Raw genomic sequence first — 21550 nt, 5'->3', positions numbered from 1 at the left:
AAGGCTTGGCGCGGCAGCCGGCTGATGGCCCTGCCGTGCCCGGCTGGTGCCCCATACGCAACCTTGCGTATTTCATGCGTACCCGGCCATCCCTAATCTGTGATCGTGCAATGCAGCAAGCCGGGCAACCGGCGTTCCGATCACTTCCAGGGAGACCTTCCATGCAGACCCGTCGCAACTTCCTCAAGGCGCTGACCCTTTCCGCTTCCATCGCCGCCATCGGCCTGCCGATGGGCGCGCAGGCCGCCGACACCATCAAGGTGGGCATCCTGCACTCGCTGTCGGGCACCATGGCGATTTCCGAGACCGCGCTGAAGAACGTGGCGCTGATGACCATCGAGGAAATCAACGCCAGCGGCGGCGTGCTGGGCAAGAAGCTGGAGGCGGTGGTGGTGGACCCGGCCTCCGACTGGCCGCTGTTCGCCGAGCGCTCGCGCCAGTTGCTGACCCAGGACAAGGTGGCCGTGGTGTTCGGGTGTTGGACTTCGGTGAGCCGCAAGTCGGTGCTGCCGGTGTTCAAGGAACTCAACGGCCTGCTGTTCTACCCGGTGCAGTACGAAGGCGAGGAACTGGAAAAGAACGTGTTCTACACCGGCGCCGCGCCCAACCAGCAGGCCATCCCGGCGGTGGAATACCTGATGAGCGAGGAGGGCGGCGGTGCCAAGCGCTTCTTCCTGCTCGGCACCGACTACGTCTATCCGCGCACCACCAACAAGATCCTGCGCGCCTTCCTGCACAGCAAGGGCGTGCAGGACAAGGACATCGAAGAGGTCTACACCCCCTTCGGCCACAGCGACTACCAGACCATCGTCGCCAACATCAAGAAGTTCGCCGCCGGCGGCAAGACCGCCGTGGTGTCCACCATCAACGGCGACTCCAACGTGCCGTTCTACAAGGAACTGGGCAACGCCGGCCTGAAGGCCACCGAGGTGCCGGTGGTGGCCTTCTCGGTGGGCGAGGAGGAACTGCGCGGCGTGGATACCAAGCCGCTGGAAGGCCACCTGGCGGCGTGGAACTACTTCATGTCGGTGAAGAATCCGCAGAACACCGCGTTCATCGACAAGTACAAGGCCTGGGCCAAGGCCAACGGCGTGCCCAACGCCGACACCGTGGTCACCAACGACCCGATGGAAGCCACCTACGTGGGCATCCACATGTGGAAGCAGGCCGTGGAGCAGGCCAAGACCACCGACGTGGATGCGGTCATCCAGGCCGTGGGCGGGCAGAGCTTCAAGGCGCCGTCCGGCTTCACGCTGACCATGGACAAGACCAACCACCACCTGCACAAGCCGGTGCTGATCGGCGAGGTGCGCCCGGACGGCCAGTTCGACGTGGTGTGGCAGACCAGGGAGCCGATCCGCGCCCAGCCGTGGAGCCCGTTCATCGAGGGCAACGAGGGCAAGCAGGGGCTTTGATGTCGGTGTGCTCCCTCCCCATGAAGGGGAGGGCCGGGGTGGGGGTGGGTTTCCTCTGCCTGAACCGAAACCCATCCCCCACCTAACCTCCCCCTTGAAGGGGGAGGAACCGTCCCGCCTCTTGAAAAGGGGAGGGAGTCTCCCGCAGGGGGCAGCCGTTTCGGGCAATGACATGAAGAAGCAAGCATCCCACTGGGCGCGGCGCGCCCTGTTCCTCCTGCCGCTGCTGGTGGCCTTTCTGCTGCTCGCGGCGGCCGGCAAGGCGCGCGCGGCGCTCGACGAGGCCACCCTGCAGGGCCTGGGGGCGGCCGATTTCGGCGAGCGCATCGCCGCCATCGAGGCGGTCGGCGCCACCGGCGGCGAACGCGCGCGGGCCATCATCGCCGCGCTGGAAGCGGGCGAACTGGGCACGGCCGGCGGCCGCGTGGTGATCGTGCGCGACGGCCGCGTGGTGGATGCGGCCAGTGGCGAAGCGCTGGAGCTGGTGGCCGATGCGGTCGATAGCCTGCGCGTGAACAACCGCGTGCGCCGCGCGCTGGCGGTCGCCAATGCCGCGCTCGACCTGGAGTCCGGCGAGCGCGCGCGCCGCCTGGCGGCCGCGCAGACGCTGCGCGACAACGCTTCCGAGGTCGTGCTGCCGGTGCTCGAACGCGCGCTGGAAAGCGAAGAAGACGATGCGATCCGCGAGGTGGTGCTGCTGGCCGCCGCGCGGGTGAACCTGAATGCCGACGACCCCGCCAAGCGCCTGAAGGCCGTCACTGCCCTGGGCCAGTCGTCCGACGCGGGGGTGAAGACGCTGCTGGAACCATTCCTGGACCCCGCCAGCGAACCGGACGCCGGCGTGCGCGAGGCCGCCGCCGCTTCCATCGCCGCCATCGAGCGCCGCGTGAGCATCGCGCGCAACATCGGCACGGTGTTCTCCGGACTGTCGCTGGGCTCCATCCTGCTGCTCGCCGCGCTCGGGCTGGCGATCACCTACGGGGTCATGGGCATCATCAACATGGCCCACGGCGAACTGCTGATGATCGGCGCCTACGCCGCCTTCCTGGTGCAGGGGCTGTTCCGCGCCCATCTGCCGGAATACGTCGATTGGTACGTGCTGGCCGCCATTCCGGCCGGCTTCTTCGCCGCGGCGGCGGTGGGCGTGGTGATGGAGCGCACGGTGCTGCGCTTCCTGTACGGCCGCCCGCTGGAATCCCTGCTCGCCACCTGGGGCATCTCGCTGGTGCTGATCCAGGCCGCGCGGGTGCTTTTCGGCCCGCAGAACGTGGAACTGGCCAACCCGTCGTGGATGTCCGGCGGCATGGAACTGGCCGCCGGCGTGGTGCTGCCGTGGAACCGCATCGTCATCCTCGGTTTCGCGGTGTTCGTGCTGCTGCTGGTGTGGCTGATGATGAACCGCACCCGGCTGGGCATGTTCGTCCGCGCGGTGACGCAGAACCGCGCCATGGCCGGCTGCGTGGGCGTGCCCACGGCGCGCGTGGATACGCTGGCCTTCGCCATCGGCGCGGGCATCGCCGGGCTGGGGGGCGTGGCGCTGTCGCAGATCGCCAACGTGGGGCCGGCCATGGGGCAGGGCTACATCGTCGATTCCTTCATGGTGGTGGTGCTGGGCGGGGTCGGGCAACTGGCCGGCGCGGTGTGGGCCGCGATGGGCCTGGGCATCGTCTCCAAATTCCTCGAAGGCTGGGCCGGCGCGGTGATCGCCAAGATCCTCGTGCTGGTGTTCATCATCGCCTTCATCCAGAAGCGTCCGCAGGGCATCTTCGCCCTCAAGGGCCGCTTCGCCGACAACTGATCCGCAACGGAGGACGCGCCGCATGCGCACCCCATTCACCGTCCGCCTGTTCAACAGCATGCCGCGCGCCGGCTGGGCGGCGCTGGCGCTGTTCGCCCTGTTCGCCTGGGTGTGGGTGCCGCTGGCCCACCTGGCGCTGCCGGCGGACCACGCGCTGCACCTGTCGTCCTACTGGGTGAGCCTGCTGGGCAAGATCCTGTGCTACATGGTGGTGGCCGTGGCGATGGACCTGATTTGGGGCTATGCGGGCATCCTCAGCCTGGGGCACGGGCTGTTCTTCGCGCTCGGCGGCTACGCCTTCGGCATGTACCTGATGCGCCAGATCGGCCGCGACGGCAGCTACGGCGCGGAGCTGCCGGACTTCATGGTGTTCCTCGACTGGAAGGAACTGCCCTGGTACTGGTGGGGCACGGATTCCTTCCTGTGGGCGCTGCTGCTGGTGGTGGCGGTGCCGGGGCTGCTGGCCTGGGTGTTCGGCTACTTCGCCTTCCGCTCGCGCATCAAGGGGGTGTATTTCGCCATCATCACCCAGGCGCTCACCTACGCCGCCATGCTGCTGTTCTTCCGCAACGAGACGGGCTTCGGCGGCAACAACGGATTCACCGACTTCAAGCGCATCCTGGGCCACGGCATCACCACGCCGGAGATGCGGGTGGTGCTGTTCGCCCTGTCTGCCGCCTTGCTCGCCGGTGTGCTGCTGCTCGGGCGCTATCTGGTCACCTCGCGCTTCGGCCGCGTGCTGGCGGCGATCCGCGACGCGGAGAGCCGGGTGATGTTCATCGGCTACAACCCGCTGCACTACAAGCTGTTCGTCTGGACGCTGTCCGCCGTGCTGTGCGGGCTGGCCGGTGCGCTCTACGTGCCGCAGGTGGGCATCATCAACCCGTCCGAGATGAGCCCGGCCAACTCCATCGAAATCGCCGTGTGGGTGGCCGTGGGCGGGCGCGGCACGCTGGTGGGCGCGGTGCTCGGCGCGGGCATCGTCAATCTGGCGAAGAGCTGGTTCACCGTGTCCTTTCCGGAATACTGGCCGTTCTTCCTGGGTTTTCTGTTCATCGCGGTGACCCTGTTCCTGCCCAACGGGGTGATCGGCCTGTGGAGCACGCTGCGTGCTCGCCTGGGCGCCCGCCGCCCGGCGCCGGCGGCTGCCGAGCCGCCCGTGCAGGGCGCTGCCGCTGAACCACCTGCCGCCGAATCCTCCCGTGGAGCCGTCGCATGACCCCCCACAGCAATCGCCAGCGCGCGGGCGCGGAGTTTGTCGCCGAACGCGAGAACCTTCGCCCGCAATGGGAGGGCGAGGCCTCCACCGGGCACGTGCTGCAACCGGGCGAGCTGGATCTGAGCCACAAGGTCATCCTCTACCTGGAAGACATCACCGTGAGCTTCGACGGCTTCCGTGCGCTCAACAAGCTCAGCCTGGCCATCGACGCGGGCGAACTGCGCTGCATCATCGGCCCCAACGGCGCGGGCAAGACCACCATGATGGACGTCATCACCGGCAAGACACGCCCCGACGAAGGCAGCGCCTTCTTCGGCCAGACCCTGGACCTGACCCGCATGCGCGAGCCCGAGATCGCCCATGCCGGCATCGGGCGCAAGTTCCAGAAACCCACGGTGTTCGAGCAGCACAGCGTGTTCGAGAACCTGGAACTGGCGATGAAGGCCGACAAGCGCGTGCGCCGCAGCCTGTTCGCCCGCCTGAGCAGCGAGGAGGGCGACCGCATCGCCGCCGTGCTCGAACGCATCCGCCTGGCCGGCGAGGCCGACCGCCAGGCCGGCCTGCTCTCGCACGGGCAGAAGCAGTGGCTGGAAATCGGCATGCTGCTGATGCAGGAACCCCGCCTGCTGCTGCTCGACGAACCGGTGGCCGGCATGACCGATGACGAAACCGAACGCACCGCCGAACTCTTCGTCAGCCTCGCGGGCGAGCATTCGCTGGTGGTCGTGGAGCACGACATGGCCTTCGTCGAGGCGCTCGGCGGCAAGGTCACCGTGCTGCACGAAGGTTCCGTGCTGGCCGAGGGCGATCTGCCCACGGTGCAGAACGATCCCCGCGTGATCGAGGTGTATCTGGGGCGCTGAGGGGGCGATGGATTGCAGGCGGTAAAATGCCGCTTTCTTCCACGGCACAGCGGCCCCATTCATCGTGTCCATGCCTTCCGCCCCGTCATCCGGGCCCGCGGCCCTTTGGCCCGAGCCTCCTCCGCCGCTGGCACCGCGCGAGGAGCGGGAGATCCGGCAGCTCGGGCGCACGCGCAGCGACGCCTATGCCTGGATGAAATTCGTTCCGCAAGCGGGCTCGCGCACGCTGGATCTGCTGCCCGCGCCGCTGCGCGAACACCTGGAAGCCGAGATGAGCTATGCGCGGGAGGTCCTGCGTCCGCTGGCGTCCGGCATCGAGGAGTTCCGTGCCCGCATGGCGGCCAGGGCGCCGGAGATCAGCGCACCGCTGCCCACGTCGGACCAAGGCTGGTGCTACCGCTTCAAACTCCCCGCCGGCCATTCGCACCGCGTCTTTTCCCGGGTGGGGCCGGACGGGCAGGAACAGTTGCTCTTCGACGAGGCCGGGCGCGCGCGCGGCCACGCCTACTATCGCGCCACCGATCACCAGCACAGCCCGGACGACCGCTGGTTCGCCTGGGCGGAGGACGTGGTCGGCGACGATCGCCACCGCATCTGCCTGCTCGACATGGACAGCGGCATCGTCCGCACCGTGGTACAGGCCGATGCGTTCGGCTATGGCGGTCTCACCTTCTCGCCCTCGTCCCGCCATCTGTTCTGGATCTGGCGCGATGCGCACAGCCGCCCGGCCCGTCTGTATCGCTCGTCCGTCGAGGGCGGCGAGGCGGTGCTGGTGTACGAGGAGCACGATCCCGCCATCTTCATGCAGGTGGCCCGCACGGCCGCCGACGGCTTCGTCGCGCTGACACTCGGCGGCCCCGATGTGAGCGAGGTCCGCCTGATCGCCGCAGATGCCGAAACCGCCCCGGCTCGCATCGTGCGGCCACGCCGGCGCGGCATCCGCTACGAAGTGAATGAGTGGGGCGATACGCTGCTGATGCGGACGGATGCCGACGGGGCCATCGACGGCAAGCTGCTGTGCCTCGATCCGGCGACCTTCGCCGTCCGGCGCGAACTGGTGCCGCACCGTGCCGGCATGCCGATTCTTGCCGTCCTGCCCTTTGCCGATGTGCTGGTGCGGCTCGAACGCGTGGAGGGCTTGCACCGCCTGGTGCTGATGCATCCCGATGGGCAAGAAGTGACGGTCGCCTTCGACGAACCGGCCTACGCCATCGAACTCGCCCCCGCCCAGCGCTATGAAGCCCGGCAGGTGCGCATCGTGCACCAGACGCCGGCCAGCCCGCCGCGCTGGATCGACGTCGGTTTTGCCGACGGGGCATGCACCGTCGTCGGGCAGGAGCGTCTGAGCGGCTTCGACCCGGCGGCGTACCGGGTGGAGCGTCTGTACGCGCGTGCAGACGATGGGGAAACCATCCCCATCACGGTGCTTTCCCGCCGGGATGCGGATGCCGCTGCGCCGCTGCTGCTCACGGGGTATGGCGCCTATGGCATCTCCAGCGAGCCGCGCTTTTCCTTGCCAGCAACCGTGCTGGTCGATGCCGGGTTCCGCTATGCCATCGCGCACGTGCGCGGCGGCTCGGAAAAAGGCCGGCGCTGGTATCGGGACGGGTGCCGCATGAACAAGCGCAACTCGATGACCGACTTCATCGCCTGCGCACGGCATCTGCAGGAGATCGGTTATGCCGCGCCGGGCGGAATCGTGGCCCAGGGCGTGTCGGCGGGCGGGCTGCTGGTCTGCGGCGCCATGAACATGGCGCCGCAGCTGTGGGCCGGCGTGATTGCGCAGGTGCCTTTCGTCGACATGCTCAACACCATGAGCGATGCCGACCACCCGCTGGTGCCGCTGCTGCGTCCGGATTGGGGCGATCCGCTCGCCGATCCCCAGGCCTACGACTACATCGCCGGCATCTCGCCCTATGAAAACGTGAAACCGGCGGCCTACCCGCCGGTGCTGTGCACCGCCGGTTTGAAGGATGACCGCGTGCCGTACTGGGAGCCGGCGAAACTGGTGGCGAACATTCGCCACCACGCCACCGGCGGCAGTCCCGCCGTACTGGCGCTGAACCCGGACAGCGGCCACCAGCAGAACGACGACCTGGACAGCGAATTTGCCCAGGCGGCGCTGTTCTGGGCCTTCGCGCAGCACTGCGTGGCGGCGGCCTGACCGGGATCAGGCCGGCTGACCGGCCAGCATCGTCTGCTCCTTGCGCGTCCGCGCGAACGACCGCATGGCGCAGAATGCCGACACCGCGAGCGCCGGAAGGGCCGTGGCGGTGATCGCATTCAGCATGTGCCGATCGAAGATCCAGTCCGAAAGCGTACCGGCCAGCAAGGGGCCGGCGGCGCTGAAAACCGAGACGACGAAGCTCCAGACTGCAAAGCAGCGTGCCCTCAGGGTGGCCGGCGCCAGATCCTGCAGCATGGTGGGCACCAGCGCATTGGCCGTGCAGGTCACGAACAGGAACACCGCCACGACCACGAAGGCATGGTCGAGCGTGCGCGTGGAGGTCAGCAGCAGGATCACCGGCGCGGCGGCCAGCGCGCATGCGCCCATGATCAAGGGGCGCACCGCCCGCCCGAAGCGCCGCCCCAGCATGCGGTCCAGCAGGCCGGCGACGGGCAGGCAGCCCACGGTCGTCATCAATACGATGACGCCCATGGCCTGGCCGATGTCGGCGGGCAGCGCATCGAAGCGCCGTTCGAGGGCCAGTGCGATCAGATGGTTGAGTGCCTGCACGGCAATCATCAGGCAGCCCGCCACGCCGACGAACAGGCCGATGGCCTGCCAGCGCTGCCGCAGGAAAAGCCGCAGCGACGCGGGGGCCGCATGGTCTGCCGGCCCGCTGCGCCGGGGAGGGTCGGCCGTCAGCACGCCAAGCAGCAGCAAGGGCACGCCGGCCATGGACAGCAGCAGGAAGCCCTTGCGCCACGGCTCCATGGCCCAGGGAAACAGATCGGCCGCAGTGGCAAGAATGGCGCCGCTGAAATAGAACCCGCCGCTGGCCCCGGCCGCCATCAGCGCGGCGAAGCTGAGGTTGGCCGCCACGCGGTGCCGCTCCGGCGCGAGATCGGGAATCATCGAGTAGACCAGCGGCACCATGGCGAACTCGGTGATGCCCGCCGCCGAGCGTCCGATGAAGAACAGCGGGAAATTGGGCGCGAGCGCGCTCAGCACCATCATCGCGGTCGATGCCAGGATCAGGCACAGCAGCACCCGCTTGCGCGAAAAACGATCCGCGAAGCGCGCGAGCGGCACGGCCAGCGCACTGCCGACCAGCACGCCCGCCAGCCCCTGCAGGGCGCCCAGGGTGGCATCGCCGACGCCGAAGCTCTGCTGGATGGCGGAAAGCGATATGGCCTGCAGGCCCATGTCGCTCATCTGCACGCCGGCGGTGATGCCCAGGAAAGCGACCGTGAACAGGCCCGGCAGGCTCCACGCCACGGGCCTATCCATGGGCTGCCCTTCGACAGGCCCGGGCATGGCCCGGGCGGAGAATCAGCGCCACTGATATTGAAGCTGCAGGTCGACCGTTCTTTCGCCGCCGTAGTAGCAATAGAAGTCGCAACCGCTGACGTAGGTCTTGTCGGTGAGGTTGCGCGCATTGAGCTGCAGCGCCCAATCGCGGTCGATCTGGTAGCGCGCCAGCAAATCGAACAGGGTGTAGCTGGGGATGCGCTCGCCGGGGTAGTAGCGCTGGTCCTCGGTCGAACCGTTGTAGCGCGCGCCGGCGGCCACGGTCAGCCCCTGGCTGTTGGGCAGGTCGAAGCGGTGGCTGACCCACAGGCTGGCCTGGTGCTTGGGCAGCAGCGGCGTGCGCACGGTCAGGGTGTCGGTGATGTCCTGGCGCGAATTGTTGCGGGTGTAGGACGCCTTCACGGTGGTGTTGGGCGTCACCTTGAAATCGCCCTGCAACTCCACGCCCTTGTTGGTGCGTTTGCCGCTTTGCGTCTGGATGTTGGAGGCATCCGAGATCAGCGCGTTCTTTTCCTCGACGTCGAAGCGGGCCAGCGTGATGGTGCCGTTCAGCCACGACGGTTCCAGCTTGATGCCCACCTCGGTCTGCTGCCCTTCGTAGGGCTGGTAGGTGTTGCCATAGCCATCGACGCCGGCGACGGGCTTGAACGATTCGGAGTAGCTGACGTAGGGCGAGATGCCGTGCTCGCTGATGTACATGGCGCCGACGTTGGCGCTGTTGTGGGTCACGTCGTAGCGGGAATCGGCATTGCTGATGGTGCCGTGGCTCTTGGCGCGGTCGTGGCGGATGCCGGCGTTGAAGTTCCAGTTCGCCCCCACCCGCAACTGGGCGGCGGCATACACGCCCAATTGCTTGGAATCCAGCTTGTACGGGGTGCTGTCCACCGCGAACGGCGCGCCATACACCGGGCTGAACATGTCCAGGTTGGGCGCCCACCCGAAGCCGTTGTTCTGCCCGGAGGTGTCGGATTTCAGGTAGTCGATGCCGAAGGTGGGCAGCAGTTCCACCGCATCGCCCAGGCGCAGGCTGCCGCTCACGCGGTTGTCGATGTAGTGGTTCTTGGTGTCGCCGTCGGTGAACGTGTAGCCGCGCAGCAGTTCGCGGTTGCCGTCCGAGCTCCAGGCAAACACGTTGCGCTGGTCGATGTCCAGCAGGGAGAACTTGTAGTTCTGCGTGAAGGTCCAGTCATCGGCGAACTGGTGGCTGAGCAGCCATCCGGCACTGGTCTGCGTGCGCTTGAGCCGGTCGAAATCGGGCTCTCCCGCGTTGAGGCGCCGGTCGATCCGGCCATGGGGCGTCTTGATGATGGTGCCGTAGGCCGGCAGGAAGCCGTTGGTGGGGCGGCCGTCTTCGTGCTGGATGCTGGTCAGCAGGGTCAGCGAGGTACGCTCGCTGAAATCGAAGGTCACGCTGGGTGCCAGGTAGTAGCTCTTCATGTCGGTGCGCCGCTGCATGCCGTCCTGGCGGCGGGCCTGCGCGACGATGCGGTAGTAGACGGAGCCGTCGCTGTTGGCGATGCCGTTGTAATCAACGCCCACCCCCAGGCGCTCGCGGCTGCCGATTTCCGCGTTCAGCAGCAGGGATTCCTTCTTGTGGGGGCGCTTGGTGACCAGGTTGACCACGCCGCCCGCCTCGGAGGCGCCGAACACCAGGGAGTTGGGGCCCTTGAGGATTTCGACCGATTCGACGCCGAAGATTTCGGGCTTCCAGACGAAGTAGCCGTTCGGGGTGGTCGGCGTGCCATCCAGCGAGACGGAAGCGTCGAAGCCGCGGATCTTGAACCACTCCACCTTGTTGTCTGCGCCGAAAGGCTCGGCGAGGATGCCGGCCTGGTAATGCAGGGCCTGGTCGAGCTTGCGGGCCCCTTGTTCCTCGATGTCCTGCCGCGTGATCACGGCGCTGGAATTGGGCGCGTAGAAGTCCAGGCTTTGCAGGTCGTCGACGGTGCCGACCACGGTCACTGCCTGAAGCGTCTGCGCCGATGATGCGCCGGCCGCCGTCGCGGCGGGCGTGTTTTCCTCCTGGGTTCCCGTGCCGCTGGAGGTCGCGGCGGGGGCTTGCGCATGACTTGGCACTGCCAGGCCCATGGCCGCCGTCGCGGCCAGAGTCGCCCACACAATGGGTGAATAGCTTGGTTTCCGCATGTTTCTCTCCTGCCGACGCTCGATGTAAGGGGCGTGTCGATGGGGCGATCCAGACCTTGCTGGCCTGGAACTTGTCGTTATGTGCAGGTGGCGATTCTATATGTAAGCAAGAATCATTTTCAAATCAGGAAGAAGGATCGATGGCGCTTGTTTGAGGCCTGCTTCGAACGTCAAGCCAGGGCCGAGCCGCCGAGCGCCATCTGGCGCGGCTTTCCGGCCGGTGGGGCAGCTTTGGACGTTAGAATGCGGGCTTTCCCGTTCCCACTCCTTTTGCCCATGAACGCCGAATCCCAAGCCTGTCAGCCGGGCGTGCTGGCGCCCATTCCGCCGCTCGCCCGCCACCTGTTCTTCACCCTGGAATCCGCCGATGCCCTCGATGCAGCGCTCGACGCGCTGGCCTCGCTGGCCGATGGCGAGCACGTCGTTGCCGGCGTGGGCATCTCGCTGGTGCACGCCCTCGGCCGCCCGCTGGACGGCCTGCGCGCCTTCCCGGCGCTGGAAGGCGCGGGCGTGGATGTGCCCTCCACCCAGCACGCGCTGTGGTGCTGGCTGCGCGGCGAGGATCGCGGCGAACTGCTGCACCGCGGCCGCGCGCTGTGCGCCGCGCTGGCCCCGGCGCTGCGCCTGGAAAGTGCCACCGATGTGTTCCGCTACCGCGACGGCCACGACCTGACCGGCTACGAGGACGGCACCGAGAACCCCGAAGGCGAGGATGCCGTGGCTGCCGTGTGCGTCAGCGACAGCCCGGCCGGCCTGCTCGGCGGCAGCTTCGCCGCCATCCAGCAATGGCGCCACGACCTGGACGGCTTCGAGGCGCTGCCCGCCGGCGAGCAGGACGACATCATGGGCCGGCGCAAATCCGACAATGAAGAACTGGACGACGCGCCGGCCTCCGCCCACGTCAAGCGCACCGCGCAGGAAAGCTTCGAACCCGAAGCCTTCGTGCTGCGCCGTTCCATGCCGTGGGCCGACGAAAGCGGGGCAGGGCTGATGTTCCTCGCCTTCGGCCATTCGCTGACCGCCTTCGAAGTGCAGATGCGCCGCATGGCCGGGCTGGACGACGGCATCGTCGATGCGCTGTTCCGCATCAGCCGGCCGCTTACCGGCGGCTACTACTGGTGTCCGCCGGTGGCCGGCGGCAAGCTGGACCTGCGCGCCCTGGGGCGCTGAGCCGCGCCCCGCGCACCGGCTACGCCATCCTGCGTATTCCGGCGCCGCCGGGCATTCCGTAGTCTGCGATGCGTGGGTCCGCGCCATGCGCGGGCGCCGCGTATCCCTCCCACGGAATGCCCATCACCATGCTCCAGGTCGACCAGCTCAATCAGTACTACGGCGGCAGCCACATCCTGCGCAACCTGTCCTTCGAGGTGCCGCTGGGCCAGGTCACCACGCTGCTGGGGCGCAACGGCGTGGGCAAGACCACGCTGCTGAAGACCCTGATGGGCCTGGTGCCTGCCGCCAGCGGCAGCATCGACTTCGCCGGCCGGGAAATCACCCGCGCGCCGTCCTACGAGCGCGTGCGCGCCGGCATCGGCTACGTACCCCAGGGCCGCGAAATCTTTCCGCGCCTCAGCGTGGAAGAAAACCTGCTGATGGGCCTCGCCACCCGCCCGCGCGGCGAGGCCGTGCCGGAACGCATCTTCACCATGTTCCCCGTGCTGCGCCAGATGCTGGCCCGGCGCGGCGGCGACCTCTCCGGCGGCCAGCAGCAGCAACTCGCCATCGGCCGCGCGCTGGCCGCCGGCCCCCGCCTGCTGATCCTCGACGAACCCACCGAAGGCATCCAGCCCTCCATCATCAAGGACATCGAACGCGCCATCCGCAGCCTGGCGGAAACCGGCGAGATGGCGATCCTGCTGGTGGAGCAGTACTACGACTTCGCGCGCTCGCTGGCGGATCACTATCTGGTGATGGAGCGCGGCGAGATCGTCATGCGCGGGGCGGGGAAGGACATGGATGTGGATGGGGTGCGGGAGGCGCTGGCGGTGTAGGGCGCCGCGCCAGGGCAGCCATCACGGCGATGCGTGCCTGGCGATCCTGTCCAGGTGCTGGAAGAACGGCCTGTCCTCGGCCTGCCGCCTGCGGGCCTGCTCGAAGTCCTGGTCATCGACCCGTTCGGGCTGGAGCACCCACACCGTGGCCAGATCCAGGTCGCCGAAGCGCGCCCTGAAAGCATCGTAATGGCGCTGGAACGCCGGCCCGGCGACAAGCGCCCGCAGCGGCCGTGCGCCGATGTGGAAACGCTCGTCGGCCGGGGTGCGCAGCGCGATGGAAACCTGCCGGTCGAACCAGATGCTGGCGGTCAGGTTGCGGTTGGCGACGGAGGACTCCAGGGGTTCGAAGTACAGAATCCTGCCGTCTTCGCCGCATTGGACGAAGTCGGTGACCGCCGCGTGGGGAACGCCCGACGCATCGGTGGTGACCAGCACCTTGGTGGTGTCGCGGTCGTTGATCAGTGCGGCGACGCCGGAAGTGACAGCGCTTGTCATGGGTGAGCCATCCATAATCAGAGAAGACGGGCCAGATCGGTATCCGGATGGTTCCCGCAGCGGCGATAGTCGTCGAAATCGACGCGCAGGCGGTATTTGACCCGGAGGGCATGCAGGCCCTTGGCAAGACGGATGTAGTAATCGAGCGAAGGCGCCGTCTGGTCGCCGAAGGTGGAACCCGGACGCGGCACCCACACGGTGTGGATCGTCGAAACGCCGTTTTCCGCGAGGAACTCGGCCTCGTCCAGCGTTCTGGCGAGCCCTTCCGCCTCCGTCCGGAAACCGTGCGGCCTGGCCAGTTCGATGCCGCCGACGATGCCGGTATTCACGTAGCCGCGCCCGAAGATGTCCACCGCGCGGATCAGCCGGCTGCGCCATTCCTTGTAGCCGACGTGCTCCGCCTTGCCGGGGCAGATCCACTGGAACAGTCTTTCATCGAGCACTTCCAGGTCCGTCGTGTAGCTGCTCAGGCCCGTTTCCTCGTAGAGGCGGGAGAGTTGCCGCTCGTTGAAGGCGGAGGCGACGATCTGGCTGGGGAACTTGCGGGTGGAGAAGTTCTCGCCGATGGCCTGCAGCGTTTCGATGTAGTGGGAAACCTCCACGTCGAACAGTTCCCCACCCTTGAGCACGGACCCGCCGGTGATGCAGAAGGTGGTGAACCGGCCGCGTTCCCTGAGCGCCTCCCGGACCGTCTCGGCGATGTCCGCCGGGCGGGGACGATTCGGCTTGCCGGCGAAAATGCTCTTTTGCTGCTTGCCGAAATTGACGATGTCGCAGAACTTGCAGCCGCCGTCGTCCTTGGCCCAGAAATGGCAATAGCTCGACAGGAACAGATTGATGCGCTGCGGCCTGGCCTGGGCCACGAGATTCATCGGAATGCCGGAACGGGTGAATTTGTCGTAGAAGCGGGGTTTGTGCCATAGATCCACTTCTTCCAGCACCTCGCCGGCATCGACGAGAAACAGGCGGCCGTCGATCAGATCGACGAAATACGGGTCGTGGTCGAGCGGGGACGGATCGACCACGATGCTGGTGCCGTCGCGCAACAGCAGGGAGTCCGGCAACTGCGGCCGCAATACGGCGTCACGCGTGCCGAAGATATTCGCGCTGCGCAGCTGGTGGATTTCCGCATCGACCATGGAAAGCGCCTGATCGGTGTAATGCACGCCACGCCGCTGGACGTCGATCTTGAGCGCGATGAGTTGGGGGAAGTCCGGATGTCCGGAAACCGTCTCGTTGAACTCCCGGCGTCCCGGCGCCACGTCCTTCAATTGCGCGAATCCCATTTGCACCCCCGGCCAATGCTGCACGCTTCGCGCCGGAAAGGAAGGCGATATGCCATCCCAGGTCCGGCCGATCCGATGTAGGCGGCAGTGTAATTTCGCGCAATCCGTCTCAAACGAACGAATTCGGATTTGCTTATGAGCGGCGATGCGTTGCATTGCCATGCCGTAACGGTACGGCGGCCATTGCAGGAATCCCGAATTGGTTTTCCCGATGGGCCGTGCGTTTCCCCTTTTCATCAATGATCCGGCGTGCTGGGGCTTTATCCGGTTCGGCGTATGGCGAAAGGACAAGTCACTTCACGCCGGCACGCCTGCATGCACGCTTACGCCGAAGCCGGTACCCGAACGTCCGCTTCATCTTCTTTCCCGCTATCCATATCAAAAACCAATCTAATTCGTCCTTTGGGGCGGTTCGTAGAATTGCCACCGTGCTGCTCCGGAAATTCCGGAAGCCGCGCATTCTGCCGATTCAACGAGCCGAACAATGTCCACGAACCAAATTGCCAAATTGGCGCTGCGCGGTGAATACGCGCTGCCCGCCAGGGCGAGGCGCCTGCTGCTGGCATTTCTGCACCGCTTCGGCCTGCCGCTTGCGCTGATTGCCTTGTGGCAATTGCTCTCGGGGGCGGGATTCATTTCTCCGGCGCTACTGCCTTCGCCGCTCTACGTTGCGGAGACGGTCGTCTATCTGCTCGATTCCGGGGATCTGTGGCGCCATGTCAGCGCCAGCGGGCAGCGCGTGATCCAGGGATATCTGCTGGCTGCGCTGCTGGCGGTGGCGCTGGGCATCGCGATCGGCATTTTCCATTCGCTCGACCGTTTCGTCGATCTGCTGATCCAGATCCTGAAGCCGGTGCCGCCGATCGCCTGGATTCCGCTGGCCATCCTGTGGTTCGGCATCGACGAGGGGGCGAAGATCTTCATCATCGCGCTCGGGGCGTTCTTTCCCATTCTGGTCAGCACGGTGGATGCGATCCGCCAGACCGACAAGCGTTACGTGGAACTGGCGCGCGCGCTGGAATTGCCGCGCCGCCTGTTCATTCTGAAGATCATGCTGCCGGGTGCATTGCCGCAAGTGATGAGCGGGTTGCGCCTGGGGCTCGCGCTGGCCTGGATGTGCGTGGTCGCGGCGGAACTGATCGCTGCGTCGAGCGGCATCGGCTTTCTGATCATGGATGGCCGGGCCGTGTCGCAGGCCGATCTGGTGCTGGCGGGCATGCTCGCGCTCGGTGTGCTGGGCAAGATCACCGACGACGCGCTGCGCTATCTGGAGCGCAGGCTGATCCGCTGGCGTTCGCAGTTCAACGGGCTGGGGGCGGCATGACGGCAACGCTTCTGGCCGGGCGCCCCGCTGCGGCGGACGCCGGCGCCGCCACAGCGCCCACCCTGCGGGTCAAGGAACTGTCGAAGTCCTATGCCGGCGCGGACGGCGCCGCCGTCCATGCGCTGGAACACATCACCCTGGACTTTCCGGCCGGCAGCGTGACCAGCATCGTCGGGGCCAGCGGCTGTGGGAAAAGCACGCTGCTGAAGATCATCGCCGGCCTGGAGCAGGGCGATGCCGGCGAGGTCGCCCTGGGAGAGGAGCGGCTGGCCGGGGCCCGCCTCAATCGCGGCATCGTGTTTCAGGACCATCGCCTGCTGCCGTGGATGACGGTCGAACAGAACGTCGAACTCGCTCTGCATCGGGTGGAGCCGGCGGCGCGCCGCGCCATCGTGGACGAGAAGCTGGAACTGGTCGGCCTGCGGGCCTTCCGCACGGCCTATCCGCACCAGCTGTCCGGCGGCATGGCGCAGCGGGTGGCGATCGCCCGCGCGCTCGCGCACCGTCCGAGCGTCCTGCTGCTGGACGAGCCCTTCGGCGCGCTCGATGCGATGACGCGCCTGCAACTGCAGGATGAATTGCTGCGCATCCGCCAGTCGGAAAGGATCACCACCATCCTGGTCACCCACGACATCGAGGAAGCCTTGTATCTGGGCGACCGGATCGCCGTGCTGACCAACCGTCCCGGCCGCCTCGCGGCCTTGCTGGACGTGGACCTGCCGCGCCCCCGCGGCCGGGGCGATCCGGCCTTCGCCGCCATGCGCCTTTCGCTGTACGAGCGTTTTTTCCACGTTGAGAAGTGAAGTACCGGGCCTGCGGCAATGTGCCCGGATGCCCACCGCAGACCGCGGCCTTGGCCGTGGCTGCCCATTCAATGCATTGAAAGGAAAATGAGATGTTGAAAACAGCAGGCAGGTTCGTCGCGGCGCTGGCCGTGTCCGGTGTGATGGCGGGTAGCGCACTCGCGGCCGATGCGCTCAGGATCGGCGTGATGCCCTTCGTGCCCTACGCGGGCATCCTGCTGGCCAAGGAAAAGGGCTGGGTGGAAGAAGAACTCAAGGCGGCCGGACGCGGCGACGTCAAGGTGAGCTGGTTCCAGTTCGCCGGCGGCCCCCCGGTCAATGAAGCCTTTGCCTCGCGCAACATCGACATCGCCGCGCTCGGCGATTCGCCGGCCATCGCCGGCCACGCCTCCGGCATCGATACGCGCCTGGTGGGGCTGGCGTACAAGGGCGGTGGCGCGCAGGCGCTGCTGGTGCGGGCGGATTCGCCGATCAAGAGCGTGAAGGAACTGAAGGGCAAGAAGGTCGCCACCCTGCGGGGCGGCAACGTGCACGAACTGCTGGTGCTGGTGCTTGCCGAAGCGGGGCTGAAGCTCTCCGACATCGAATTCATCAACCTCGGCCTGCAGGACATGGGCACCACGCTGATCAAGGGCGACATCGATGCCGCGCTGGTCTGGGACCCGGTGTTCACCAAGCTGGAAAGCGAAGGGCAGGCGCGCGCCCTGCGCGATGGCCGGGGCCTGAAGAGCAACCTCAATCCGGTCATCGCCTCGGCGGCGGTCCTCAAACAGGATCCGGAGTTCGTCCGCGCCTATCTGAAGGCGCTGGAGCGTGGCGCGGACTTCATCCGCACGCAGCCGGCGGAAGCGGCCGCCGTGCTGGCGCCGATTTTCGGGCTCACGCCGGAGCAGTTGAACATCGCCTTCGGGCGTTCCGAGTTCGCCCCGAAGGTCGATGGCGCGGTGAAGGATGAACTGAAGCGTTCCGTGGCCTTCATGCTGGAGAACCGGCTGATCCGCAACGCGTTCGACGTCGAGCGTTTCGTCGATACCTCGGCCGCGCAGTGAATCCCGGCGGGCTTTTCGATCTGGCCGGCCGCCACGCCGTCGTCACCGGCGCGGCCAGGGGGCTGGGGCTGGGCATCGCCCGCGCCCTGAGCGCGGCGGGCGCGCGCGTGGCCGGCGTCGATCGGCTGCCCATGCCGGCCGTGCAGGCGGGGGAGGAGCCGGCGGTGGCCCATGCCATCCAGGCGGATCTCGCCGACCGGCAGGAACTGCAGCGTGCCGCCGAGGCCGCCCGCCAAGCATTGGACGGCCGGGTGGACATTCTGGTCAACAACGCCGGCCTGCAGATTCGCGGGGAGGCGCTGGATTTCCCCGTCGCGGACTGGGACGCGGTGCTGGCGCTGAACCTCACCGCCGCCTTTCTGCTGAGCCAGGCGTTCGCCCGCGGGATGGCGGTGCGGGGGCGCGGCAAGATCATCAACCTCGCCTCCATCCGCAGCTCGATCGGCTCGCACCAGGCGGTCGCCTACGGCGTCAGCAAGGGCGGGATCGCGCAACTGACGCGCTCGCTGTCGAACGACCTCGCGCCGCTCGGCATCCAGGTGAACGCCATCGCGCCCGGCTTCATGGAAACCGCCATGACGTCGGCCATCCGCGCGGATGCCGACGGGCAGGGCGGAATCCTCGCGCGCATCCCGGCGGGGCGCTGGGGTGTCGCCGAAGACCTTGCAGGGCTGGCGGTGTTTCTCGCCGCCGATGCCTCCAACTACGTAACCGGCGCCATCATCCCTTGCGACGGCGGCTTTCTGGCTGCCTGAGCGGCATGGGGACCGGATCGTTCCACCTTTTTTCATGAGAGAGCAGGAAATGTTCATTGTCGACGCGCGCGTTCGTCCCCCGATCAGCATGTTCACGGACAGCAAGCTGTACGAACGCGACTTTTTGTACGGCTTCCGGCGGCAGGCCGGCTACGGGCACGTGCCCCACCCGGATACCTCCAGCGTCGAGGTGGTCTTCGGCGAAATGCGCGCCGCCGGGATCGCCCACGGAATCGTGCCGGGCCGCGCGATCAATCCGACCTTCGGCGGCGGGGATCCGCAGTCGCTGCAGGCGCTGGTCGCGGGCAGCAACGGCTACCTGACCGGGCTGGCGGCCGCGGACGCCGACCTCATCGACGACGCCGGGGCCTTCGTCGATGGCGTGCTGGCGGCCGGTTTCAAGGGCATCACCATCGAAAGCGCCCTGGGCGCGCACCGCCACCCGGTCGATCACACCAGCAATTTCCCGATCTACGAAGCGGCGCAGGCCGCCGGCCTGGTGGCCTACGTCATGGGCGGCGGCAGCGCCGGCCCCGACATCGGCTACAGCGACCCGGTGTTCATCGACCGCATCGCGGACAACTTCCCCCGGCTGAAGATCGTCGCGGTGCATGGCGGCTATCCCCACGTGCAGGAAATGTGCGGCGTGGTGTTCCGGCGCGACAACGTGTGGGTGCTGCCGGACCTCTACTTCCCCGGCCTGCCCGGCGAAGCCGACTACCTGGCGCTGGTGCGCACCTACGGCCAGGAGCGCGTGCTCTTCGCCACCGCCTACCCGGTCTCGCCGCATGCCGAACATCTGCAGAAGTATCTGCAACTGCCGCTCGCCGATGCGGTCAAGGAACGCCTGCTGGGCCTCAACGCCGCCGAGCTGTTCGGCATTCCCCGCCCCTGAGCGCATGGCACGGCGCCGGGCAACGCAGGTACGTTGAGGTGGGCATGCCGCCGGGAGAAACTTTCGACTTCATCGTCGTCGGCGGAGGCTCCGCCGGCGCGGCGGTCGCCGCCCGCCTCGCCGAACGGCCGGAGTTCCGCGTACTGCTCCTGGAGGCGGGGCAGCGCGAGCCGGGCGTGCGTTTCCGCCTGCCGGTGCTCACGCCCTTCGCGCTGGCCGCCAAACGGGGGGTGCGGAATTACCGCAGCGCCCCGGAGCCCGCGCTGCGGGGGCGGGAAATCGTCTGGCCCCGGGGCCAGGGGCTGGGCGGCTGTTCGCTGGTCAACGGCATGTTGTGGGTGCGCGGCGACCCCGACGAGTACGACCAATGGGCGGCCCAGGGCTGCACGGGCTGGGCCTACCGCGACCTGCTCGACCACTTCCGCCGCAGCGAGGCCTATCCCGGCGGCGACCCCGCGCAACGGGGTGCAGACGGCGCGGTTTCCATCGAGCGGCGCCGGCCCTCCGACGCGTTGACCGACGCCTTTCTCACTGCCTGCCGCAACCAGGGCGTGCCGCTCGTCGCCGACTACAACGCCGGCGTGCCGGAAGGGGCCGCCTACCTGCAGTTCAACCTGCGCAACGGATTGCGCCATGCCAACGACCGCGCCTACCTCAAGGACGCGGCAGCCCGCAACGGACTGGTCATCCGCCGGCAGGCAAGCGCAACGCGGATTCTTCTCGACGGCAGGCGCGCGGTCGGCGTGGAATACGCCACCGCCGTCGGATTGCAGACCGTCGCAGCAGCCCGTGAAATCATCGTCGCCTGCGGCACGATCCAGTCTCCCCAGTTGCTGGAACTCTCCGGCATCGGCCAGCATGAAGTGCTGGCACGCAACGGCATCCCGACCCGGCTCCACCTGCCCGGCGTCGGAGAAAACCTGCGCGACCATCTCAATACGCGCGTGGGCCTGCGGACGACCTTCCGGGGCGGTCTGAACGACGTTCAGCACTCCTGGATCTGGAAGATGAAGGCGGCGGCGCAGTGGCTTGCGCGCAGGGAAGGGCCCCTGGCGATGATCGGCGCCACGGCCCATGCGTGGGTGCGCACCCGCAAGGAACTCGCGCGTGCCGATGCCAAGATCCAGCTGCTGCATTACAGCGCCGGGCACCAGAGCGGCAATCTCAGCAACACGCTGGACCGCCATCCGGGCTTCAGCCTGTCCTCCTTCGTTCTGCGGCCGGCCTCGACGGGGGCTGTCCATATCCGCTCGAAGGACTTCGCGGCGTCGCCGGCCATCACGGCCAACTACCTGACCCACGAGGCGGACGTGGAGACGACGATCGGCGCCTTCCATTTCATCCGGCGTCTGATCGGCGACGAGACATTGGCCGGTTTCATCACCGATGCCGGCGTGGTGCTCGCGTCGCTGGAAACCGACGCACGAATCATCGACTGGGTCCGCTCGACCGGCCTGACCTCCTACCACCCCATCGGCACCTGCAAAATGGGCACCGACGCGCTGGCCGTGGTCGATCCGCAACTGAAGGTGATCGGCGTGGACGGACTGCGCATCGCCGACGCCTCCATCATGCCCAGCATGCCGTCGTCGAATACCCACGCGCCGGCCGTGATGATCGGCGAAAAGGCTGCGTCGCTGGTTCTGGCGGCGCACGGCGCGCGCTGCTGAGCGCATGATCGGCACTGTGATGCGTGGCAAGGTCACTACGCTGCTGAAGACTTTGATGGGCCTGGCGTCTGCCACCGGCCCCCGCCTGCTGATCCTCGACGAACCCACCGAAGGCATCCGCCTTCCATCATCAAGGACATCGAACGCGCGCCTCCGCAGCTTGGCGGAAACCGGCGGAATGGCGATCCTGCTGGTGGAGCAGTACTACGATCTCGCGCGTTCGTTGGCCGATCACTATCTGGTGATGGAGCGCGGCGAGATCGTCATGCGCGGGGCGGGGAAGGACATGGATGCCGGATGGGAGGCGGGGGCGTTGGTGGTGTAGGGGCTGTTCGTCGGCCTGAGCTGACCGTAAGGTAGGATG

18 protein-coding genes are annotated in these 21550 nt (G+C 67.3%); 14 read left to right on the top strand and 4 right to left on the bottom strand.

Annotated features, from left to right (window positions below; translation table 11 throughout):
- The first annotated feature begins 161 nt into the window (after nt 1-161).
- The 5 genes from urtA to E6C76_RS07155 all read left to right on the top strand — a co-directional run bounded on the left by urtA (nt 162) and on the right by E6C76_RS07155 (nt 7459).
- Nucleotides 162-1415 carry an urea ABC transporter substrate-binding protein gene (gene urtA / locus E6C76_RS07175; RefSeq protein ID WP_136347540.1) on the top strand — a complete coding sequence of 418 codons (1254 nt, stop codon included), beginning with the start codon at nt 162-164 and terminating at the stop codon, nt 1413-1415.
- A gap of 172 nt (nt 1416-1587) precedes the next feature.
- Nucleotides 1588-3213: an urea ABC transporter permease subunit UrtB gene (urtB, locus tag E6C76_RS07170; RefSeq protein ID WP_136347539.1), complete on the top strand. Its 1626-nt coding sequence runs from the start codon at nt 1588-1590 to the stop codon at nt 3211-3213.
- 22 nt (nt 3214-3235) lie between these two features.
- Nucleotides 3236-4432: an urea ABC transporter permease subunit UrtC gene (gene urtC / locus E6C76_RS07165; protein ID WP_136347538.1), complete on the top strand. Its 1197-nt coding sequence runs from the start codon at nt 3236-3238 to the stop codon at nt 4430-4432.
- Entirely contained in the window at nt 4429-5295 is an 867-nt protein-coding gene (gene urtD / locus E6C76_RS07160; protein WP_136347537.1) for an urea ABC transporter ATP-binding protein UrtD, read from the top strand. Before urtC ends, urtD begins: the two co-directional genes overlap by 4 nt.
- Before the next feature lie 70 nt (nt 5296-5365).
- On the top strand, nt 5366-7459 hold the full coding sequence (locus tag E6C76_RS07155) for a S9 family peptidase (protein ID WP_136347613.1): 2094 nt from the start codon (nt 5366-5368) through the stop codon (nt 7457-7459).
- A gap of 6 nt (nt 7460-7465) precedes the next feature.
- On the opposite strand, the gene E6C76_RS07150 is transcribed toward E6C76_RS07155, so the two are convergent.
- A complete protein-coding gene (locus tag E6C76_RS07150; protein ID WP_136347536.1) occupies nt 7466-8749 on the bottom strand; it encodes an MFS transporter in 1284 nt (427 codons plus the stop codon).
- A gap of 42 nt (nt 8750-8791) precedes the next feature.
- On the bottom strand, nt 8792-10915 hold the full coding sequence (locus E6C76_RS07145) for a TonB-dependent siderophore receptor (RefSeq protein WP_230976175.1): 2124 nt from the start codon (nt 10913-10915) through the stop codon (nt 8792-8794).
- A 276-nt stretch (nt 10916-11191) separates the two neighbouring features.
- Between E6C76_RS07145 and E6C76_RS07140 the strand changes: the two genes are divergently transcribed.
- Together E6C76_RS07140 and urtE are read left to right on the top strand one after the other, a co-directional pair.
- Entirely contained in the window at nt 11192-12085 is an 894-nt protein-coding gene (locus E6C76_RS07140; RefSeq protein WP_136347535.1) for a Dyp-type peroxidase, read from the top strand.
- Nucleotides 12086-12213: 128 nt separating this feature from the next.
- Nucleotides 12214-12906, top strand: a complete 693-nt coding sequence (gene urtE, locus E6C76_RS07135; protein ID WP_136347534.1) for an urea ABC transporter ATP-binding subunit UrtE — start codon at nt 12214-12216, stop codon at nt 12904-12906.
- 21 nt (nt 12907-12927) lie between these two features.
- On the opposite strand, the gene E6C76_RS07130 is transcribed toward urtE, so the two are convergent.
- The gene (locus tag E6C76_RS07130) at nt 12928-13404 is read right to left on the bottom strand and encodes a hypothetical protein (protein WP_136347533.1); all 477 of its coding nucleotides are present in this window, start codon (nt 13402-13404) and stop codon (nt 12928-12930) included.
- Between the two features lie 17 nt (nt 13405-13421).
- Entirely contained in the window at nt 13422-14690 is a 1269-nt protein-coding gene (locus E6C76_RS07125; protein WP_136347532.1) for a radical SAM protein, read from the bottom strand.
- A 484-nt stretch (nt 14691-15174) separates the two neighbouring features.
- Here E6C76_RS07125 and E6C76_RS07120 point away from each other — a divergent pair, with 484 nt between their 5' ends.
- The 7 genes from E6C76_RS07120 to E6C76_RS07090 all read left to right on the top strand — a co-directional run bounded on the left by E6C76_RS07120 (nt 15175) and on the right by E6C76_RS07090 (nt 21511).
- Nucleotides 15175-16014, top strand: coding sequence for an ABC transporter permease (locus tag E6C76_RS07120; protein ID WP_136347531.1), 840 nt, complete (start codon nt 15175-15177; stop codon nt 16012-16014).
- Complete coding sequence (locus E6C76_RS07115) at nt 16011-16817, top strand: ABC transporter ATP-binding protein (RefSeq protein WP_136347530.1); 807 nt, start codon at nt 16011-16013, stop codon at nt 16815-16817. The genes E6C76_RS07120 and E6C76_RS07115 overlap by 4 nt, the downstream gene beginning before the upstream one ends.
- A gap of 92 nt (nt 16818-16909) precedes the next feature.
- Nucleotides 16910-17866: an aliphatic sulfonate ABC transporter substrate-binding protein gene (locus E6C76_RS07110; protein WP_136347529.1), complete on the top strand. Its 957-nt coding sequence runs from the start codon at nt 16910-16912 to the stop codon at nt 17864-17866.
- On the top strand, nt 17863-18621 hold the full coding sequence (locus E6C76_RS07105; RefSeq protein WP_136347528.1) for an SDR family oxidoreductase: 759 nt from the start codon (nt 17863-17865) through the stop codon (nt 18619-18621). Before E6C76_RS07110 ends, E6C76_RS07105 begins: the two co-directional genes overlap by 4 nt.
- A gap of 49 nt (nt 18622-18670) precedes the next feature.
- Nucleotides 18671-19516, top strand: a complete 846-nt coding sequence (locus E6C76_RS07100) for an amidohydrolase family protein (protein ID WP_168734268.1) — start codon at nt 18671-18673, stop codon at nt 19514-19516.
- Nucleotides 19517-19560: 44 nt separating this feature from the next.
- Nucleotides 19561-21186, top strand: coding sequence for a GMC family oxidoreductase (locus E6C76_RS07095; RefSeq protein ID WP_136347611.1), 1626 nt, complete (start codon nt 19561-19563; stop codon nt 21184-21186).
- Nucleotides 21187-21190: 4 nt separating this feature from the next.
- Nucleotides 21191-21511, top strand: coding sequence for a hypothetical protein (locus tag E6C76_RS07090; RefSeq protein ID WP_230976174.1), 321 nt, complete (start codon nt 21191-21193; stop codon nt 21509-21511).
- Nucleotides 21512-21550 lie beyond the last annotated feature (39 nt).

The sequence above is a fragment of the Pseudothauera nasutitermitis genome (genome assembly GCF_004801295.1).
GTDB classification, from domain to species: Bacteria; Pseudomonadota; Gammaproteobacteria; order Burkholderiales; family Rhodocyclaceae; genus Pseudothauera; species Pseudothauera nasutitermitis.
The sequence above is the reverse complement of the archived record's forward strand: the minus strand, read 5'-3'. Positions and strand labels throughout refer to the sequence as shown.